Source organism: Bradyrhizobium quebecense, assembly GCF_013373795.3.
GTDB classification, from domain to species: domain Bacteria; phylum Pseudomonadota; class Alphaproteobacteria; order Rhizobiales; family Xanthobacteraceae; genus Bradyrhizobium; species Bradyrhizobium quebecense.
This window is the reverse complement of sequence record NZ_CP088022.1, coordinates 7828673-7843780: the sequence shown is the minus strand read 5'-3', so window position 1 is coordinate 7843780 and position 15108 is coordinate 7828673. Positions and strand designations below refer to the sequence as shown.

Genomic DNA, 15108 nt, shown 5'->3' with positions numbered 1-15108 from the left:
CTTCACTTAGGTGTCGGTGAGGCTGCGCGATGCTGAGACGCGCAGCGTCATCAGCCCTTGATGAACGCCAGCAGATCCTTGTTGATGGTCTCCGCCTCCGTGGTCGGCATGCCGTGCGGAAAACCCTTGTAGGTCTTCAGCGTGCCGTTCTTCAGGAGCTTGGCCGACAGCGGAGCGGAATCGGCGTAGGGCACGATCTGGTCGTCGTCGCCATGCATCACCAGCACCGGCACGGTGATCTTCTTCAGATCCTCGGTGAAGTCGGTCTGCGAGAACGCGACGATGCCGTCGTAATGCGCCTTGGCGCCGCCCATCATGCCCTGCCGCCACCAGTTCTGGATCACGGCCTCCGACGGCTTTGCGCCGGGCCGGTTGTAGCCATAGAACGGCCCGGCCGGGAGATCGCGGTAGAACTGCGAGCGGTTGGCGGCAAGCTGGGCCTGCAAGCCGTCGAACACCGACTTGGGCAGGCCGCCGGGGTTGGCCGCGGTCTGCACCATCAGGGGCGGCACCGCGCTGAGCAGCGCCGCCTTCGCCACCCGGCTCTCGCCGTGGCGGGCGATGTAGTGCACGACCTCGCCGCCGCCGGTGGAATGGCCGACATGGACGGCGTTCTTCAGATCGAGATGCGCGGTGACGGCCGCGAGGTCGTCGGCATAGTGGTCCATGTCATGGCCGTCGGCGACCTGGGCGGAGCGGCCGTGGCCGCGGCGGTCGTGGGCGACGACACGAAAGCCGTGCCCCACGAAGAACAGCATCTGGGCGTCCCAGTCGTCCGACGACAGCGGCCAGCCATGGCTGAACACGATCGGCTGGCCCGAACCCCAATCCTTGTAGAAGATCTCGACGTCGTCTTTGGTGGTGATGGTGGGCATTTGATTGCTCCTCTTGTTGCTGTTTTCTTGGTCCGCCCACGCCCGGCGTGAGCGCACCTCGGGCGACGGCGCATGCCGCACGCCACCGCACATCATCTTCTATGCGGTGCGTCGCCGCGAAATGATGTCATCCGACCCGGATCAGGCGAACGTGACCGGCCTGAACCGGCGCCAGGCACCGATGATCACCACGGCGAAGAACACCAGCACGATGCCCTGCACCACGGCAAACACCGGCCCGGACGGCGGGTTCGGCGGCACGGCCGGCGCCAGCGCCTGCAGCGCCGGCACCTTGAGGAAGCTCTGAATGACGAGCACGAAGACATTGAGATAGAGCGAGACCATCGCGGTCACCACGTAGACCGGGCGCCAGGCGCCCTTGAGCTGCATCGCATACAGCGCGATGCAGGCGATCGCGAGCAGCACCAGCGAGAGGCCGCCGATGATGTGCGAGGGCAGCAGCTTCTCGGTCACCAAAGGCGGGATCACGAAGCCGGTGGCGTTGGTCAGGATCGTGAGGACGAGGAAGATCGCGGTCAGTCCGGGCATCGCGCGCGAACCGAGCAGGCCGAACATCACGATCACGCCGGCGACGATAGCGATCAGGCTGATAATGACGTGCACAAGCACCAGCGTCGTCATGTGGCGCACTCCTCGTTGAGAACCCGCACCACGTTACGATGCGTCCTTGAAAATTGCTACATGGTTCGATGGCAGGACGGCCGACATCTCATGAGAATTTACCGGCGCCGGCACTTGCCGAAAAATTTTCGCACCGATGTCACACGGCCTGGCCGGTGCGCCTCGTGAGAAGTTGAATCAATAATAGCGCGGGATCGGCCCGTTATGCGGTGTCTTGCGCTTCGACAGGTCGAACAGCACCTCGTCGACGTAGCACCAGCCCCAGCCTTCCGGCGGATCGTAGCCCTCGATCACGGGATGGCCGGTGGCGTGGAAATGCGCCGTCGCATGCCGGTTCGGCGAGTCGTCGCAGCAGCCGACATGGCCGCAGGTCCGGCAGATCCGCAGATGCAGCCAGCGGCTGCCGCTCTTCAGGCACTCCTCGCAGCCGAGCGCACTCGGCGTGACATCCTGGATGCCGGCGATATGGGTGCAGCCTTTTGTCATTTTGATCTCTCGTTCGGATGCGGTTGCTTCGAATTCAGCTCGTTCGCCTGCCTGATCCGTCATCCTGAGGCGCTCGCGCAGCGAGCCTCGAAGGATGACGGGAGAGCTCGTGCTCGCCGCATCGATCGCCCATTGCGGCGGCTACAGCGACGGGCTGCCGTCATCGGCGAGATAGCCGTGCAGCGCGGCGACGACCTGCGCACCCTCGCCGATCGCGCCGCCGACGCGCTTGACCGAACCGGAGCGGACGTCGCCGACGGCGAACACGCCGGGCACCGTGGTCTCGAGCAGCGGCACGGCGGGCGCGCCCTCGCCGTTCTGCACACCGGTCATCACGAAGCCGCCGCGATCGACCTGCACGCCGCAGCCCTCGAGCCAGCCGGTCGCCGGATCAGCGCCGACGAACAGGAAGAGATTGCGGATATCCATGGTGAACTCGTCCGGCGCGAGCCGGCTGCGCCAGCGCACGCGCTCCAGCGTCTCCGCGCCCTCCAGCCCGGTCACCTCGGTGTTAAACATCAATTCGATGTTCGGCGTCGCCTCGATGCGCTCGATCAAATAGCGCGACATGCTGGCCCCGAGCCCGCCGCCGCGGATCATCATGTTGACCTGGCGCGCATGCGCCGACAGGAACACCGCCGCCTGGCCCGCGGAGTTGCCGCCGCCGACCAGCACGACGTCCTGCTGGGCGCAGAGCTTCGCCTCGATCGGCGAGGCCCAGTACCAGACACCGCGGCCCTCATAGCTCTCGAGATTGTCGATCGCCGGCCGGCGATAGCGCGCGCCGCTCGCGACCACCACCGACTTGGCGCGCAGCGTGTGCCCGCATCCGGTGGCGAGCGTGAACGCGCCCGACGCCTTCGAGCAGTCGAGTGATTTGATCGAGACCGGGATCAGCATCTCGGCGCCAAACTTCTGCGCCTGGTTGAAGGCGCGCCCGGCGAGCGCCTGGCCGGAGATCCCGGTCGGGAAGCCCAGATAGTTTTCGATCCGCGCGCTGGCGCCGGCCTGGCCGCCGAAGGCGCGGGAATCGAACACCGCAACCGACAGCCCCTCGGAGGCCGCATAGACCGCGGTGGCGAGCCCGGCCGGGCCGCTGCCGACCACGGCGACATCGTAGAGCTTGTCATGCGCGCTGTTGCCGATCATGCCGAGCGCCATCGCAAGCGCGGTCTCGGACGGATTGCGCAGCACCGTGCCGTTCGGACAGACCACCAGCGGCAGTTCGGCGCGTGTCGGCGAATAGCGCGCGACGAGGTCGGCCGCATCCTTGTCGGTCTCGGGATCGAGGACGTGATGCGGCTGGCCGTTGCGCGCCAGGAAATTTTGCAGCGGCGCCATGTTGCCGACCGACGCGGAGCCGATCAGCACCGGCCCGCCGGCGCCGCCCTGGATCAGGCTGACGCGGCGCAGGATCAGCGCGCGCATGATGCGCTCACCGAGATCAGCCTCGGCGACCAGCAGCGCGCGCAGCCGCTCGGGCGGCAGCAACAGCGTCTCGACGGGGCCCTCGGCATGGCCGTCGACCAGCGCGGCGCGGCCTGAGAGCTGGCCGATCTCGGCAAGGAATTGCCCCGACCCCTGGTCGATGATCGGCGTGACACGGCCGAGGCCATCGCGCTGGGAGATCGACACGCTGCCCGACAGCACCACGAACATGCCGGGCCCCGGCTTGCCGGTCTCGAACAGCGCCTCGCCATCCCCATACGAGCGCGGCTCGCCGAAGCGGCGCATCCGCTCGATCTCGTGCCCCGTCAGGGTCGGAAAGGTCTGCTCATGGCGCGGGAAGGCGGTGGCGGTGGCGTTCAGCCGATCGATCGTCGTCTCATCCATGGCCATCTCGGCGACTCGCTTCTTGTTGCAACAAATGCCAACCGGCCGGAGTTTCGATTCTCACTAGAACCAGAACCCAGGCCCTGGCTTGTCGTTTTGCCGGATTTTCTGCACGAACTGATGTCCATCTCGCAGAAATCGCTCTAGCGGCCCGGCTCGCTTCCGCCGGCGTCGTCTCGCGCGCCGTCGTCCAACGAGGCGTCATCTAACGAGGCTTGGGCTGGTTCGGAAGCCACATCCTCGCGACCGCGCGCCTGCGATTTTCGCCGCTTCAGATTTTCGCGCAGCGCCAGCTTGAGACGATCCTGTCGTGAATCCTTCACGCGGGCTCCGGCCTGCCCGCCGCCCTTGTTATGCTCACCTGTCATTGCAAAACTCTCGAACCGCCGTCGCGCCTTCCGCGAGGCCGAACATAGCCAATGGCCGCCGCCCGCGCACCCTGCCCGGTCGGCCAGTTGCGCCAGGCGGCATGATTCGGCGGTCGGGCGGTTCCGGCTTCCCGGCAGGATCGGAACCCAATCGGACCGGAAATCGGCCGGATTGGGCAGAATCACCGGCGAGGAACGTCAGTTTCTGCCGATTTCATCGGCAACAGCGGCGCTGTTTCGCTTGCGCCAACGGGAGGCCTGTGGCAAGAACCGCCCGCTTGGACGGGCCCTTGGGGCCGATTCAGTTTTTCCCGGGCACGCTGCCGTAGCTCAGTGGTAGAGCACTCCATTGGTAATGGAGAGGTCGACAGTTCAATCCTGTCTGGCAGCACCACCTTTCCTATTGGATGCATTGATTCTATTGGAAATTCGGTCGTGAGTCCCACACGAGAGTGCCACACAGACCATGGTTTCCTTGAACTGCTCAATGTCCAAGCGCGTCCGATCCAACATCCCGCGATTCCGCGTCCGTAAATAAGCGCCGAACTTTGGCCCCCATCGGCACCCCATAGGTGATGAACATTTGGGTGATGGGTTCAAGGAGTTCGGCTGTGTTGGCTGGGTCAACTTTCGGCGCCGATCGGGGGTCAAACCGTGCGCCGAATAACACGCAGGCGCAGAAGACTGAACTGAAAGGGGGCTCAAGTCAGAGGCGCAGACGCTTGCTGGATCGTTGCCAGCAAGCAAGGGTGATGGTGCTTCCTGGGAGTGGGCACGCATCCGAGTTGCCCTCGCGTGAGGCGTGCGCTTGGCGCCGACGTTTCTGGTCGGATGTGAAGGGTCCTCTTATGAACGGTCTTCGTTCCTGCCGGCGCGCCTCGGCATCCTGACCTCGCCAGGCCTTGCGCTGGATGATCTCCGTTTGCCAGACCGTTGAGGCGCCGCAGCGGCTGGTGCCGATGGCCATGCCAGCATCGCAAGTTCGACAACTCGGCGAAGCTCTCCGGTCGTGGCGCCGGCCTGCGGCAAGTTCATCATGGCCTGCAACACGCCGAGGAAGTGCCACGACAGACCGGCGACGTCGGAAGACGGGGCCAATTCTCCGCTGGCGACCGCATCGCGCAAGATTTTGCTGAGGATGGCGCGCTGGCCCAAGACACCTTCCCGCGCGACCGCTTGGCTCGCAGGTGGCAGATCGGCCATTTCCGTGCAGGATCGAACGAGCATGCAGCCGGGGGGGCGCGCCGTCTTGCCCTCTCTGGGCAGGAATTCGTGAAAGAGAGCTTCAAGCTGCTGGCGCTTCGTACTGGCTTGGACCGCATTCATCCGCTTCAGAACGCGCTCGGCGTAGGTCGAAAGAACCTCCTGGAACAAACCGTCCTTGTCCCGAAACCGCTTGTACATGCTCGAGCGCGACAGACCCATCGCGGTCGTCAGTTGATCGATCGACGATGCTGCGTAGCCATGGCGCCAGAAGATCTCCATCGCGGAGCTGATCACGGCATTGTCATCAAATTGGGGCTTTCCGCTCATGGAATTCTCGCTTGACATGTTGGAACGATCGTTCCAGTAGTCTTGGACTGATCGGTCCAAGATACCAAAGGATACTCAATGCTCAAATCCTCAGGGACCAACGACGGTCGCCCCCGCATCGCCGTCGCCGGCGCCACAGGACGCGTTGGCTCAGCCCTCATCGCAAGCCTGGTATCCGAACCTCTTGATTTGGTGGCGCTGACCCGGAATCCGGACGTACAACGCGTTCCCTCCGATGTTTCTCTTGCGGTGGTAGACTTCGATGTGCCGTCTAGTCTCAAGGACGCCTTGCGTGGCACCGATCGGCTTTTTCTTGCCCACGGCACCTCACCTCGGCAAGTCGGCAACGAGATTGCACTGATCGATGCAGCTGTCGGCGCAGGTGTCGGTCACATCGTAAAATTGTCCGCGATGGGTCCGCCCTCTCGGTTGCATCCGATGGACTGGCACATGCAAATTGAGGCGCATCTCGCGACTCTCGACATCGGCTACACGGTTTTGCGTCCATCAACCTTCGTCGATGTCCTGGCACGGGCGGGCGCTCAAGTTGCCGATGACTCATGGGGCGGCGCGGCGGGCGATGGACTGGTTAATTTGATCGACACGCGCGACGTTGCGGACGTCGCGCGCGCTGCTCTTCTGGACGACGCACACCCGACTGCTCAGCGCGCCTGTCACCTGACCGGCCCACGGGCGGTGAGCATGCCAGAGATCGCCGAAGAAATATCGAAACTACTTGGTCGGACCGTCACATATCAGCAGCGAAGCGCCGCAGAGCAACGCGAAAAACTGCTCGCCTCGGGACTGAATGAATTTGTGGCTGACTTGCTGGTCGGGCTGGATCGTCTTTTCCGCGATTCGGCGCTCGCTGAAACGACGTCAACGGTTGAAAATTTGACGGGCCACGCACCGCGGTCTGCCGCGGACTGGTTGAGCGAAAACATCTCGAAGTTTCGGAAGTAGATCAAAGAGAAGGAGCCAGTTTAGGGGAAGCCCCAAACGATGTTGCAAGTCCTATGACATAAGCGGTGCTCCATGACTAGCAAGCTCGATGTTGCCGTTCCGGCGGAGGGCGGCGTTTCCCTTCACGGTTGGCTGTTCGTACCCGATGGGAGGGGAACTCATCCGGCAGTGACGATGGCCCACGGCTTCGGCGGCTCTACAAGCTACAACGAGACCCATCCTTATCTCGCGGAGGCTGGGCAAAATGGTCGGCAGGCCTGGCTCGCGGCCATCGACAAAATCGCTGCGCTAAATCCGACCGCGGTCGTCGTGGGCCAAAGTCCGCTCGATCCCGACAACAGCCCGAGCCACATCGACGCGACGCGCCAGTACATTCGCGACTTCGATGAACTCAACAATGAGAGCGAGACGGCTCGGCAGCTTTATGACCGGATGCTTGCACTCTATCCCGATCGGACCAACCCTGGATCTCTTTGGGCCAGCACTCACACTGCGAAGGAGGCTGAAAAGGTATGAACGCTCGAGCATAACTTGCTCTCGGCGATGCTCTTGGTGACGTCAGCACAATGCGTTCTTACAGCTTGAAGCATGGATGATCTCACCCCCATCGGTCATTTCCAATTTCACACAGGGCCAGAAACCATGAATCTCGAAAATATTCATTACTATGAACCGTCGCAAGGTCATGGTCTGAGACATAATCCTTTCAACGCAATCATTGCGCCGCGCCCGATCGGCTGGATCTCATCTCAGAGCAAGAGTGGGCAACTTAATTTGGCGCCGTACAGCTTTTTTAATGCCTTCAACTACGACCCGCCGATCTTGGGCTTTGCATCCATCGCTTGGAAAGACAGCGTCAAGAATGTCTCAGAAACGGGCGAATTTGTCTGGAATCTCGTGACCAAAGATCTTGGTGATCAGATGAACAGGACGGCGGCACCTGTCCCGCACGGTGTGAGTGAGTTCGACGTTGCCGGGCTGGCGACTGCGGCAAGCCGGCACGTCAAAGTGCCCCGAGTTCGTGAAAGTCGAGCTGCCATGGAATGCAAGGTCACTGAAATTGTCCAGTTTAAGAACGCCAGAGGCGAGAAGGTGCAGGGGTGGCTGGTCTTGGGGGAGGTTGTGGCAGTTTACATCGACAAATCCCTTATCAAGGATGGCGTTTATCAGACGGCGCTCGCAAACCCAATATTGAGATCTGGGCGGGGTGGAGACTACGTAGAGGTCACGCAGGACCGGGTGTTTGAAATGGAACGTCCACCCGGAAGCAGTCATCCAGCTTTTCATGGATCTTAGGTAGAAATTCGAGGCTTCGCGTAAAGACACTTGGCGTAGCTGTTACTGTTGCATCGCCGGCAACTGCATTGGCTCAAGGCGAAGCACGTTTGAAGATCGATTGCTTCGCCTTAACCCGAGTCTACAGCTGCGGCCGCTTATCAATGAACGTCAGGCAGACTGCTACTTTTCGCGGCGGTTACCGCCGATCAATACTCACGACTTGTCGTAAGGTAGAATGTCCCGTCGATCGCGATGTGTAAATAAGCGCGAACTTTGGCCCCCATCGGCTTACAACATTGACCCTATACGTGATGAACATTTGGGTGATGGTTCAAGGAGTTCGGCTGGGTTGTCCGGGGGTCAACCTTCGGCGCCGATCGGGGGCAAACCGTGCGCCGAATAACAGCCTGTCCCAAGCACATCGCATCAATGCGCGAGCAGCAGGCCCGCCCCGCCGATCATCAGCACCACGTAGAACGCGAACACACTGCCGACCCATTTCCAATCGATCTGTCCGTGTTCGGGGCTCAGGCTTTCGATGATGCCATGCATGACGGTTTCCTTCGAGAAGCGTTTTCGAGCGAAGTGGGTACCGGTTCGCGTGAAGAAAACGCGTCAAAACAAGAATCTAAAGCCACGTTCCGATTCAATCGAAACGGAAAGGGCTCTAGAAGTCGCATGCGCGGCGTATAACCTGCGCCTCGATCACGTCATGTGACTCACTTCACACTTCAAAGTCGCGGAACGGACCCAAGAGTGACTGGCCCAGAACTGAAGAAACTGCGCGAACATCTCGGCGAGGCACTCGGCCGAAAGCTGACGGCGGCGGACATGGCGAAGCTGTGCGGGTTGCCGGCGGCCGGCGGCGCCGAAAAGCTCCGCAAGTGGGAAGTCACCGGCCCGACCCCGAAGGTCGCCGCGCTGCTGCGCGTGCTGGCGATGGCGAGCGAGCACTATCCGATCCTGGAGAAGTTCGACGTGTTCGATCGCCACGACGTTCCGGTCAAGGACCGCGCCGCGCGCCGCCAGGCGTTCCGCGAGCAGATGCGCGACGACGTGCGCAAGCGATTGGACTAGCAGACGGCTTGGTTAACGGAAGCAGCACGTCGCGCGCGGCCCGTTAAGCCTTCCGTCATTCCCGCTTAAGCGTTCGTTAGGCACAACAAAACGTTTCGCCGCAACGCCCGCGACTTAACGCTCCAAGTCGTCTTTCGGTGACAGCATTTTATTCAAATGCGGTCTAACGCATCGCCATGGATGGCGCCATTCACGCCGCGCCTCATGACTTGTCCGGAGACTGCCCTATGAAGAAGTTCCTGCTCGCAACCGCAGCCGCAGCTGTTGCCGTCGCTGCCTTTGGCGCGACCGCCCAGGCCGCCGACCTCGGCTCCCGTGGCTATTACCAGAAGGCGCCCGCGCCTGTTTACGCCGCGCCGCTCTACAACTGGACCGGCTTCTATCTCGGCGGCCATCTCGGCGGCGTGTTCTCGCAGAACAACACGTTCAACGGCCTCGCGCTGTCGGACTCCAGCGCCCGCTTCATGGGCGGCGTCCAGGGCGGCTACGACTGGCAGCTGTCGCCGATGTGGGTGATCGGCCTCGAAGGCCAGTATTCCTGGGTCGGCGGCCACCAGCTCAACGCGATCTTCCCGGGCGGTTACGTCTACAACAACAACCAGCGCGGTATCGCCTCGATCACCGGCCGGGTCGGCTACACTTGGGGCCCGGGCCTGATCTATGTGAAGGGCGGTTACGCCTATTCCGACAACAACGAAACGGTAACGCTGGGCGGCGCGCAGGTACCCTTCGCGCTCAGCGACAACCACAGCAACGGCTGGACCATCGGCGGCGGCGCCGAATACATGTTCGCGCCGAACTGGTCGGCCAAGGTCGAGTACCAGTACTACGACTTCGGCGACAGCCGCTTTACCGCACCGGGCGCGCTGGTGCCGGTCGGCAGCTTCCACAATGACGAGCACACGGTGAAGGCGGGCCTCAACTACCGCTTCAACCTCGGCAACCTCGGCGGTCCCGCTTACGGGCGCTACTGAGGTTACCGACCACCACAACCGAGAGTGGAAAGGCCGGCTCACGCCGGCCTTTTTGCGTCCGATCGCGCGCATCGATTCCGCACAGCGAACCAACACGGCGCCGACACGCAGCAGCCCCGAAAAATCCCGCAGATCGTCGCAATTTTCCCGATTTTGTTAACCCGCCGCATTGATACTCCCGCGCCGGGGAAACATCCAAGAGTAGTGGCCAAGCTAGTGGGCCAGGGGGGTACGGGGGCAATGGCGTTTCGGTTCAAGCTCGGCAAACCAAATCTCAAGCGTATCCGCCTTCCGCAGATGGGGGTCAGGGGCAGCCTGTTCGCGGCATTCGCCGTGATCGCAGGCATGGCGCTCGTGATCAGCGCAGGCGCCGGCATCGTGCTGCATCAGCTCGGCGGCACCATGAGCGATCTCTCTGGCCGCGACATTCCGCGGCTCGCCGCGAGCCTGCAGCTTTCCGCGCAAAGCGCCTCGCTCGCAGCCCAGGGGCCCGGCCTGCTCGCCGTGCAGAGCGAGGACGCGCTCAACGATCGCACCAAGAAGGTGCAGGAGGTCGCGCAGCAAACCAATGCCAAGCTTGGCGAGATCATCGAACTCGGCGCCGACAAGTCCGTCGTCAGCGCGCTGCAGGAGAACGTCAAGAACACCGACGAGGCGACCAAGAGCCTGATCTCCGCCGCGCATGAGCGGCTCGACGTCGGCGCACTGCGCGACAAGCAGTACAACGCGCTGCGCAAGGCGCAGGGGGCCTTCGCATCCGCCGCCGGTCCGGCGATGCTCGACGCGCAGACCCGGCTCAACGCCATCCTCGCCGTGGCCGAAGTCTCCGCGGACGATGCCACGGAAGCGGCCCGCACCGTCGGTCAGATCAGCAACGTGCTGTCCATCGGCAATCTGATGGCGGCCGACATGACCGCGGCGCTGTCGGCCAATTCCAGCGAGACGCTCGATGCGATCGAGGCGGAGTTCAAGAAAGGACGCGAGCGGATCAAGTCCAACCTAGAGGATCTGCCGAACAATCCGGCGATCGTTGCCGTGCGCGACACCGCGCAGAAGCTTCTGGTGCTTGGCGAAGGCAAGACCGGCGTGTTCAAGATTCGCCAGAAGGAGCTCGACTCGATCGATTACGGCCAGACCATCCTGGAAGAGACCCGCAAGCTCAATGTCGGGCTCGGCATCAGCGTCCAGCAGTTGGTCGACGCCGTGCAGAAGGAAACCGACTCTTCGACCTTCCAGGCGCGGCAGCAGATCTCGCTCGCAACCACGGTGATGATCGGGCTCGGCGCGCTGACGCTGGTCGGCTCGTTCCTGTTCGTCTGGCTCTATGTCGGACGCAACATCCTGCGCCGCATCCGCGGCCTGCAGCGCTCGATGCAGCTGTTGTCCGACGGCGACCTCGACACCGAGATCCCGCAGAGCCGTCAGCGCGACGAGATCGCCGTCATGGCCGACTCGCTGCAGGTGTTCCGCGAGAGCATGATCGAGGGCCGCGAGCTCACCGAGAACCAGAACAAGGACCGCTCGGCCAAGGCCGAGCGCGCCTCGCGCATGGAGAAGCAGATCGCAACGTTCGAATCGACGGTCCGCACCGCGCTCGGCAGCCTGCAGAGCGCGGCGAACTCGATGCAGTCGACCGCGCAGAGCATGTCGGCGACCGCCGACCAGTCGAGCGCATTGGTCAACGCGGTCGCCTCGGCTGCCGAGGAAACCTCGGTCAACGTGCAGACGGTGTCGGCCGGCACCGAGGAGTTGTCGTCGTCGATCTCCGAGATCGGCCGCCAGGTCGTCACCTCGGCGGAGATCGCCCGCAAGGCGGTCGAGGAAGCCAGCGCCACCGACACCACCATGCAGGGGCTTGCCGATAACGCCGCACGGATCAGCGTCGTGGTCGACCTGATCCAGACCATCGCCTCGCAGACAAATCTGCTCGCGCTCAACGCCACCATCGAGGCGGCGCGCGCCGGCGAAGCCGGCCGCGGCTTTGCCGTCGTCGCCTCCGAGGTGAAGAACCTGGCGAGCCAGACCGCCAAGGCGACCGAGGAAATCCGCCAGCAGATCGTCAGCATGCAGGAGGTGACGACGACGGCGGTCACCGCGATCCGCAACATCTCGAGCACGATCGGCGAGATCAACGACGTCACCACAGCGATCGCCGCCGCGGTCGAGGAGCAGGGCGCGGCGACCCGCGAGATCGCCCGCAACATCCAGCATGCCGCCGGCGGCACCAGCGAGGTGTCGAGCAACATCGTCGGCGTCTCGACCGCCTCGGCCGAGGCCGGCGCCGCGGCCGGCGAAGTACTCAGCGCCTCGGACGCGCTGCGCCGCGAGGCCGACGTGCTGCGCTCCGAGATCGACGGCTTCCTGTCGAACATCCGCGCCGCTTAGCAACGCCTCTGTGCGATCCGTAGCCCGGCTTGATCCGGGCTACGGAATTCGGGTGCAATTCCACCCCATTCTCCGGACGACTATCTGATTTTTCGGCTGGCGCGGCGGCCCGGGTCCCGCTAAGTCGGTAGCATGCATACGAAGACCGACAGCCTTCCCTCTTCGGCGGAGGCATTGCGATACCCCTGGGAGAACCATCCCGGCCACGACCAGGTCGTGGAGGTGGCTCCCGGCGTGCTGTGGGCGCGGCTGAAGCTGCCGTTCCGCCTCAACCATGTGAACATCTATCTGCTCGCCGACGGCGACGGCTGGACCATGGTGGATGCCGGCTTCGGCAATGAGGAATCGATCGCGGCCTGGACCACGCTGTTCGAGGGCCCGCTGAAGCACGTCAAGGTCAGGCGGCTGATCGTGACGCATTCGCATCCCGACCATGTCGGTCTCGCCGGCTGGATCACCGAGCGCTTCGACTGCCCGCTGTTCATGTCGCAGGTCGAATATCTGCAATCGGTCTACCACCAGAACCGCGGCACCGAGGAACGGCGCAACGCGCAGCGGCTGTTCTTCCGCCGCCACGGCATGGACGAAGACCTGACCGAGAAGCTGCTCGGCCGGGGCCAGGACTACCTGAAGCGCGTGTCGGTGCTGCCGCCGTCGTACCACCGCCTCACCCATGGCGACGAGGTCGTGATCGGCACGCGGCGCTTCAAGGTGATCACCGGCGGCGGACACGCGCTCGACCAGGTGATGCTGTATTGCGCGGCCGACAAGCTGTTCCTGTCCGCCGACCAGGTGCTGAGCAAGATCTCGCCCAATGTCAGCGTCTGGGCGGTCGAGCCGGAGCAGAACTCGCTCGGCGAAAATCTGGCCTCGCTGGCCAGCCTGACCACCACCCTGCCCTATGACGTGATGGTGCTGCCCGGCCACGGCGTGCCGTTCTATGGGCTGAAGACCCGGATCAAGCAGCTCGCCGATCACCATGAGGAGCGCTGCCGGCTGATCGCCGAGGCCTGCCGCGAGGTGCCGCAGACCTCCAAGGAACTGGTCCCGGTGGTGTTCCACAAGCACGTGCTGGACGAGCACCAGATGGGCTTCGCCGCCGGCGAACTGGTCGCCCACGTCAATTACATGCTGGTCGAGGGCCGCCTGACGGCCGAAATGCACGACGACGGCATGCTGCGCTTCAAGACGACCTGAGACCGGCCGGGCCCGTAATGCCCCGGGCAATTTGACCGAAATCAAGCCGGACAGACCCCAGCTAGGGCAATTTGCCCAACTGCGACGCATGCCCGGATGTGGGCCAATGCATGGACATTAGAGCTGGAAAAGCTCTAAGAAGAGGCAGCTTTTCCGGTCAGGTTCCGCTTTCTGGGTTCGCCGATGAATTACAGCCAGTTTTTCCAAACCGCCCTCAACCGCCTGCATGACGAGCGGCGCTATCGGGTGTTCGCCGACCTCGAACGGATCGCGGGACGCTTCCCCCACGCGACCTGGCATTCGCCGAAGGGCAGCCGCAACGTCGTGATCTGGTGCTCCAACGACTATCTCGGCATGGGCCAGCACCCCAAGGTGGTCGGTGCCATGGTCGAGACCGCGACCCGCGTCGGCACCGGCGCCGGCGGCACCCGCAACATCGCGGGCACCCATCATCCGCTGGTGCAGCTCGAAGCGGAGCTCGCCGATCTCCACGGCAAGGAAGCCTCGCTGCTGTTCACCTCGGGCTATGTCTCGAACCAGACCGGCATCTCGACGCTCGCCAGGCTGATTCCGAACTGCCTGATCCTGTCGGACGCGCTGAACCACAATTCGATGATCGAGGGCGTGCGCCAGGCCGGCTGCGAGCGCCGGATCTTTCGCCACAACGATGTCGCGCATCTCGAAGAGCTGTTGATCGCCGCCGGCCCCGATCGGCCGAAGCTGATCGTCTGCGAGAGCCTTTACTCGATGGACGGCGACGTCGCGCCGCTCGCCAGGATCTGCGATCTCGCCGAGAAGTACGGCGCCATGACCTATGTCGACGAGGTGCATGCGGTCGGCATGTACGGCCCTCGCGGCGGCGGCATTGCCGAGCGCGACGGCGTGATGCACAGGATCGACGTGCTCGAAGGGACGCTTGCGAAAGCGTTCGGCTGCCTCGGCGGCTATATCGCGGGCCGCGCCGAGATCATCGATGCGGTGCGTTCCTACGCGCCGGGCTTCATCTTCACCACCGCGCTGCCGCCGGCGATCTGCTCGGCCGCCACCGCTGCGATCCGCCATCTGAAGACCTCGAACTGGGAGCGCGAGCGCCACCAGGACCGCGCCGCCCGCACCAAGGCGATCCTGACCGCCGCCGGGCTGCCTGTGATGTCGAGCGACACCCATATCGTGCCGCTGTTCGTCGGCGATCCCGAGAAATGCAAGCGCGCCTCCGACCTGCTGCTGGAGGACCACGGCATCTACATCCAGCCGATCAACTATCCGACGGTCGCCAAGGGCAGCGAGCGGCTGCGCATCACGCCCTCGCCCTACCATGACGACGGCCTGATCGACGCGCTGGCCGAGGCCCTGCTCCAGGTCTGGGACCGGCTCGGCCTGCCCCTGCACCAGAAGTCGCTGGCCGCCGAGTAACCCTATCCTTTCCTACCCTCGAATTTGGGCCGGCCGTGCATCGCACGGCCGGTCCTTTGCGTTATAATCCTGGCACCCGGCCAT

The 15108-nt window shown here is 63.5% G+C and carries 15 protein-coding genes and 1 tRNA gene; 9 read left to right on the top strand and 7 right to left on the bottom strand.

Annotated features, from left to right (window positions below):
* Positions 1-50 precede the first annotated feature (50 nt).
* From HU230_RS37505 to HU230_RS43905, 5 genes are all read right to left on the bottom strand, one after another.
* A complete protein-coding gene (locus HU230_RS37505; RefSeq protein WP_176533897.1) occupies positions 51-875 on the bottom strand; it encodes an alpha/beta fold hydrolase in 825 nt (274 codons plus the stop codon).
* A gap of 141 nt (positions 876-1016) precedes the next feature.
* A complete protein-coding gene (locus tag HU230_RS37500) occupies positions 1017-1517 on the bottom strand; it encodes a hypothetical protein (RefSeq protein WP_176533898.1) in 501 nt (166 codons plus the stop codon).
* Positions 1518-1694: 177 nt separating this feature from the next.
* Entirely contained in the window at positions 1695-2003 is a 309-nt protein-coding gene (locus tag HU230_RS37495; protein WP_057018148.1) for a UBP-type zinc finger domain-containing protein, read from the bottom strand.
* A 141-nt stretch (positions 2004-2144) separates the two neighbouring features.
* Positions 2145-3842: an FAD-dependent oxidoreductase gene (locus tag HU230_RS37490; RefSeq protein WP_176533899.1), complete on the bottom strand. Its 1698-nt coding sequence runs from the start codon at positions 3840-3842 to the stop codon at positions 2145-2147.
* A 137-nt stretch (positions 3843-3979) separates the two neighbouring features.
* Positions 3980-4390 (bottom strand): hypothetical protein, encoded by a 411-nt coding sequence (locus HU230_RS43905; protein ID WP_338077328.1) that lies wholly within the window; start codon positions 4388-4390, stop codon positions 3980-3982.
* A gap of 133 nt (positions 4391-4523) precedes the next feature.
* On the opposite strand from HU230_RS43905, the gene HU230_RS37480 reads away from it, so the two are divergent.
* Positions 4524-4598: transfer RNA gene (locus HU230_RS37480), tRNA-Thr, on the top strand.
* Between the two features lie 452 nt (positions 4599-5050).
* On the opposite strand, the gene HU230_RS37475 is transcribed toward HU230_RS37480, so the two are convergent.
* Positions 5051-5737 (bottom strand): TetR/AcrR family transcriptional regulator, encoded by a 687-nt coding sequence (locus tag HU230_RS37475; RefSeq protein ID WP_176533900.1) that lies wholly within the window; start codon positions 5735-5737, stop codon positions 5051-5053.
* Positions 5738-5815: 78 nt separating this feature from the next.
* Between HU230_RS37475 and HU230_RS37470 the strand changes: the two genes are divergently transcribed.
* The 3 genes from HU230_RS37470 to HU230_RS37460 all read left to right on the top strand — a co-directional run bounded on the left by HU230_RS37470 (position 5816) and on the right by HU230_RS37460 (position 7996).
* Positions 5816-6700 carry an SDR family oxidoreductase gene (locus HU230_RS37470; RefSeq protein WP_176533901.1) on the top strand — a complete coding sequence of 295 codons (885 nt, stop codon included), beginning with the start codon at positions 5816-5818 and terminating at the stop codon, positions 6698-6700.
* A gap of 72 nt (positions 6701-6772) precedes the next feature.
* Positions 6773-7216 carry a hypothetical protein gene (locus HU230_RS37465; protein WP_176533902.1) on the top strand — a complete coding sequence of 148 codons (444 nt, stop codon included), beginning with the start codon at positions 6773-6775 and terminating at the stop codon, positions 7214-7216.
* Positions 7217-7342: 126 nt separating this feature from the next.
* The gene (locus HU230_RS37460) at positions 7343-7996 is read left to right on the top strand and encodes a flavin reductase family protein (protein ID WP_176535236.1); all 654 of its coding nucleotides are present in this window, start codon (positions 7343-7345) and stop codon (positions 7994-7996) included.
* A 408-nt stretch (positions 7997-8404) separates the two neighbouring features.
* On the opposite strand, the gene HU230_RS43730 is transcribed toward HU230_RS37460, so the two are convergent.
* Complete coding sequence (locus tag HU230_RS43730) at positions 8405-8530, bottom strand: hypothetical protein (protein WP_275948971.1); 126 nt, start codon at positions 8528-8530, stop codon at positions 8405-8407.
* A gap of 204 nt (positions 8531-8734) precedes the next feature.
* Between HU230_RS43730 and HU230_RS37455 the strand changes: the two genes are divergently transcribed.
* The 5 genes from HU230_RS37455 to hemA all read left to right on the top strand — a co-directional run bounded on the left by HU230_RS37455 (position 8735) and on the right by hemA (position 15024).
* Positions 8735-9055 (top strand): hypothetical protein, encoded by a 321-nt coding sequence (locus HU230_RS37455; RefSeq protein WP_092123112.1) that lies wholly within the window; start codon positions 8735-8737, stop codon positions 9053-9055.
* Between the two features lie 227 nt (positions 9056-9282).
* Positions 9283-10029: an outer membrane protein gene (locus tag HU230_RS37450; protein ID WP_176533903.1), complete on the top strand. Its 747-nt coding sequence runs from the start codon at positions 9283-9285 to the stop codon at positions 10027-10029.
* Between the two features lie 240 nt (positions 10030-10269).
* The gene (locus HU230_RS37445; RefSeq protein ID WP_176533904.1) at positions 10270-12414 is read left to right on the top strand and encodes a methyl-accepting chemotaxis protein; all 2145 of its coding nucleotides are present in this window, start codon (positions 10270-10272) and stop codon (positions 12412-12414) included.
* Positions 12415-12546: 132 nt separating this feature from the next.
* Positions 12547-13611 carry an MBL fold metallo-hydrolase gene (locus HU230_RS37440; RefSeq protein WP_176533905.1) on the top strand — a complete coding sequence of 355 codons (1065 nt, stop codon included), beginning with the start codon at positions 12547-12549 and terminating at the stop codon, positions 13609-13611.
* 183 nt (positions 13612-13794) lie between these two features.
* Positions 13795-15024: a 5-aminolevulinate synthase gene (gene hemA, locus HU230_RS37435; protein ID WP_176533906.1), complete on the top strand. Its 1230-nt coding sequence runs from the start codon at positions 13795-13797 to the stop codon at positions 15022-15024.
* The last annotated feature ends 84 nt before the right edge of the window (positions 15025-15108 follow it).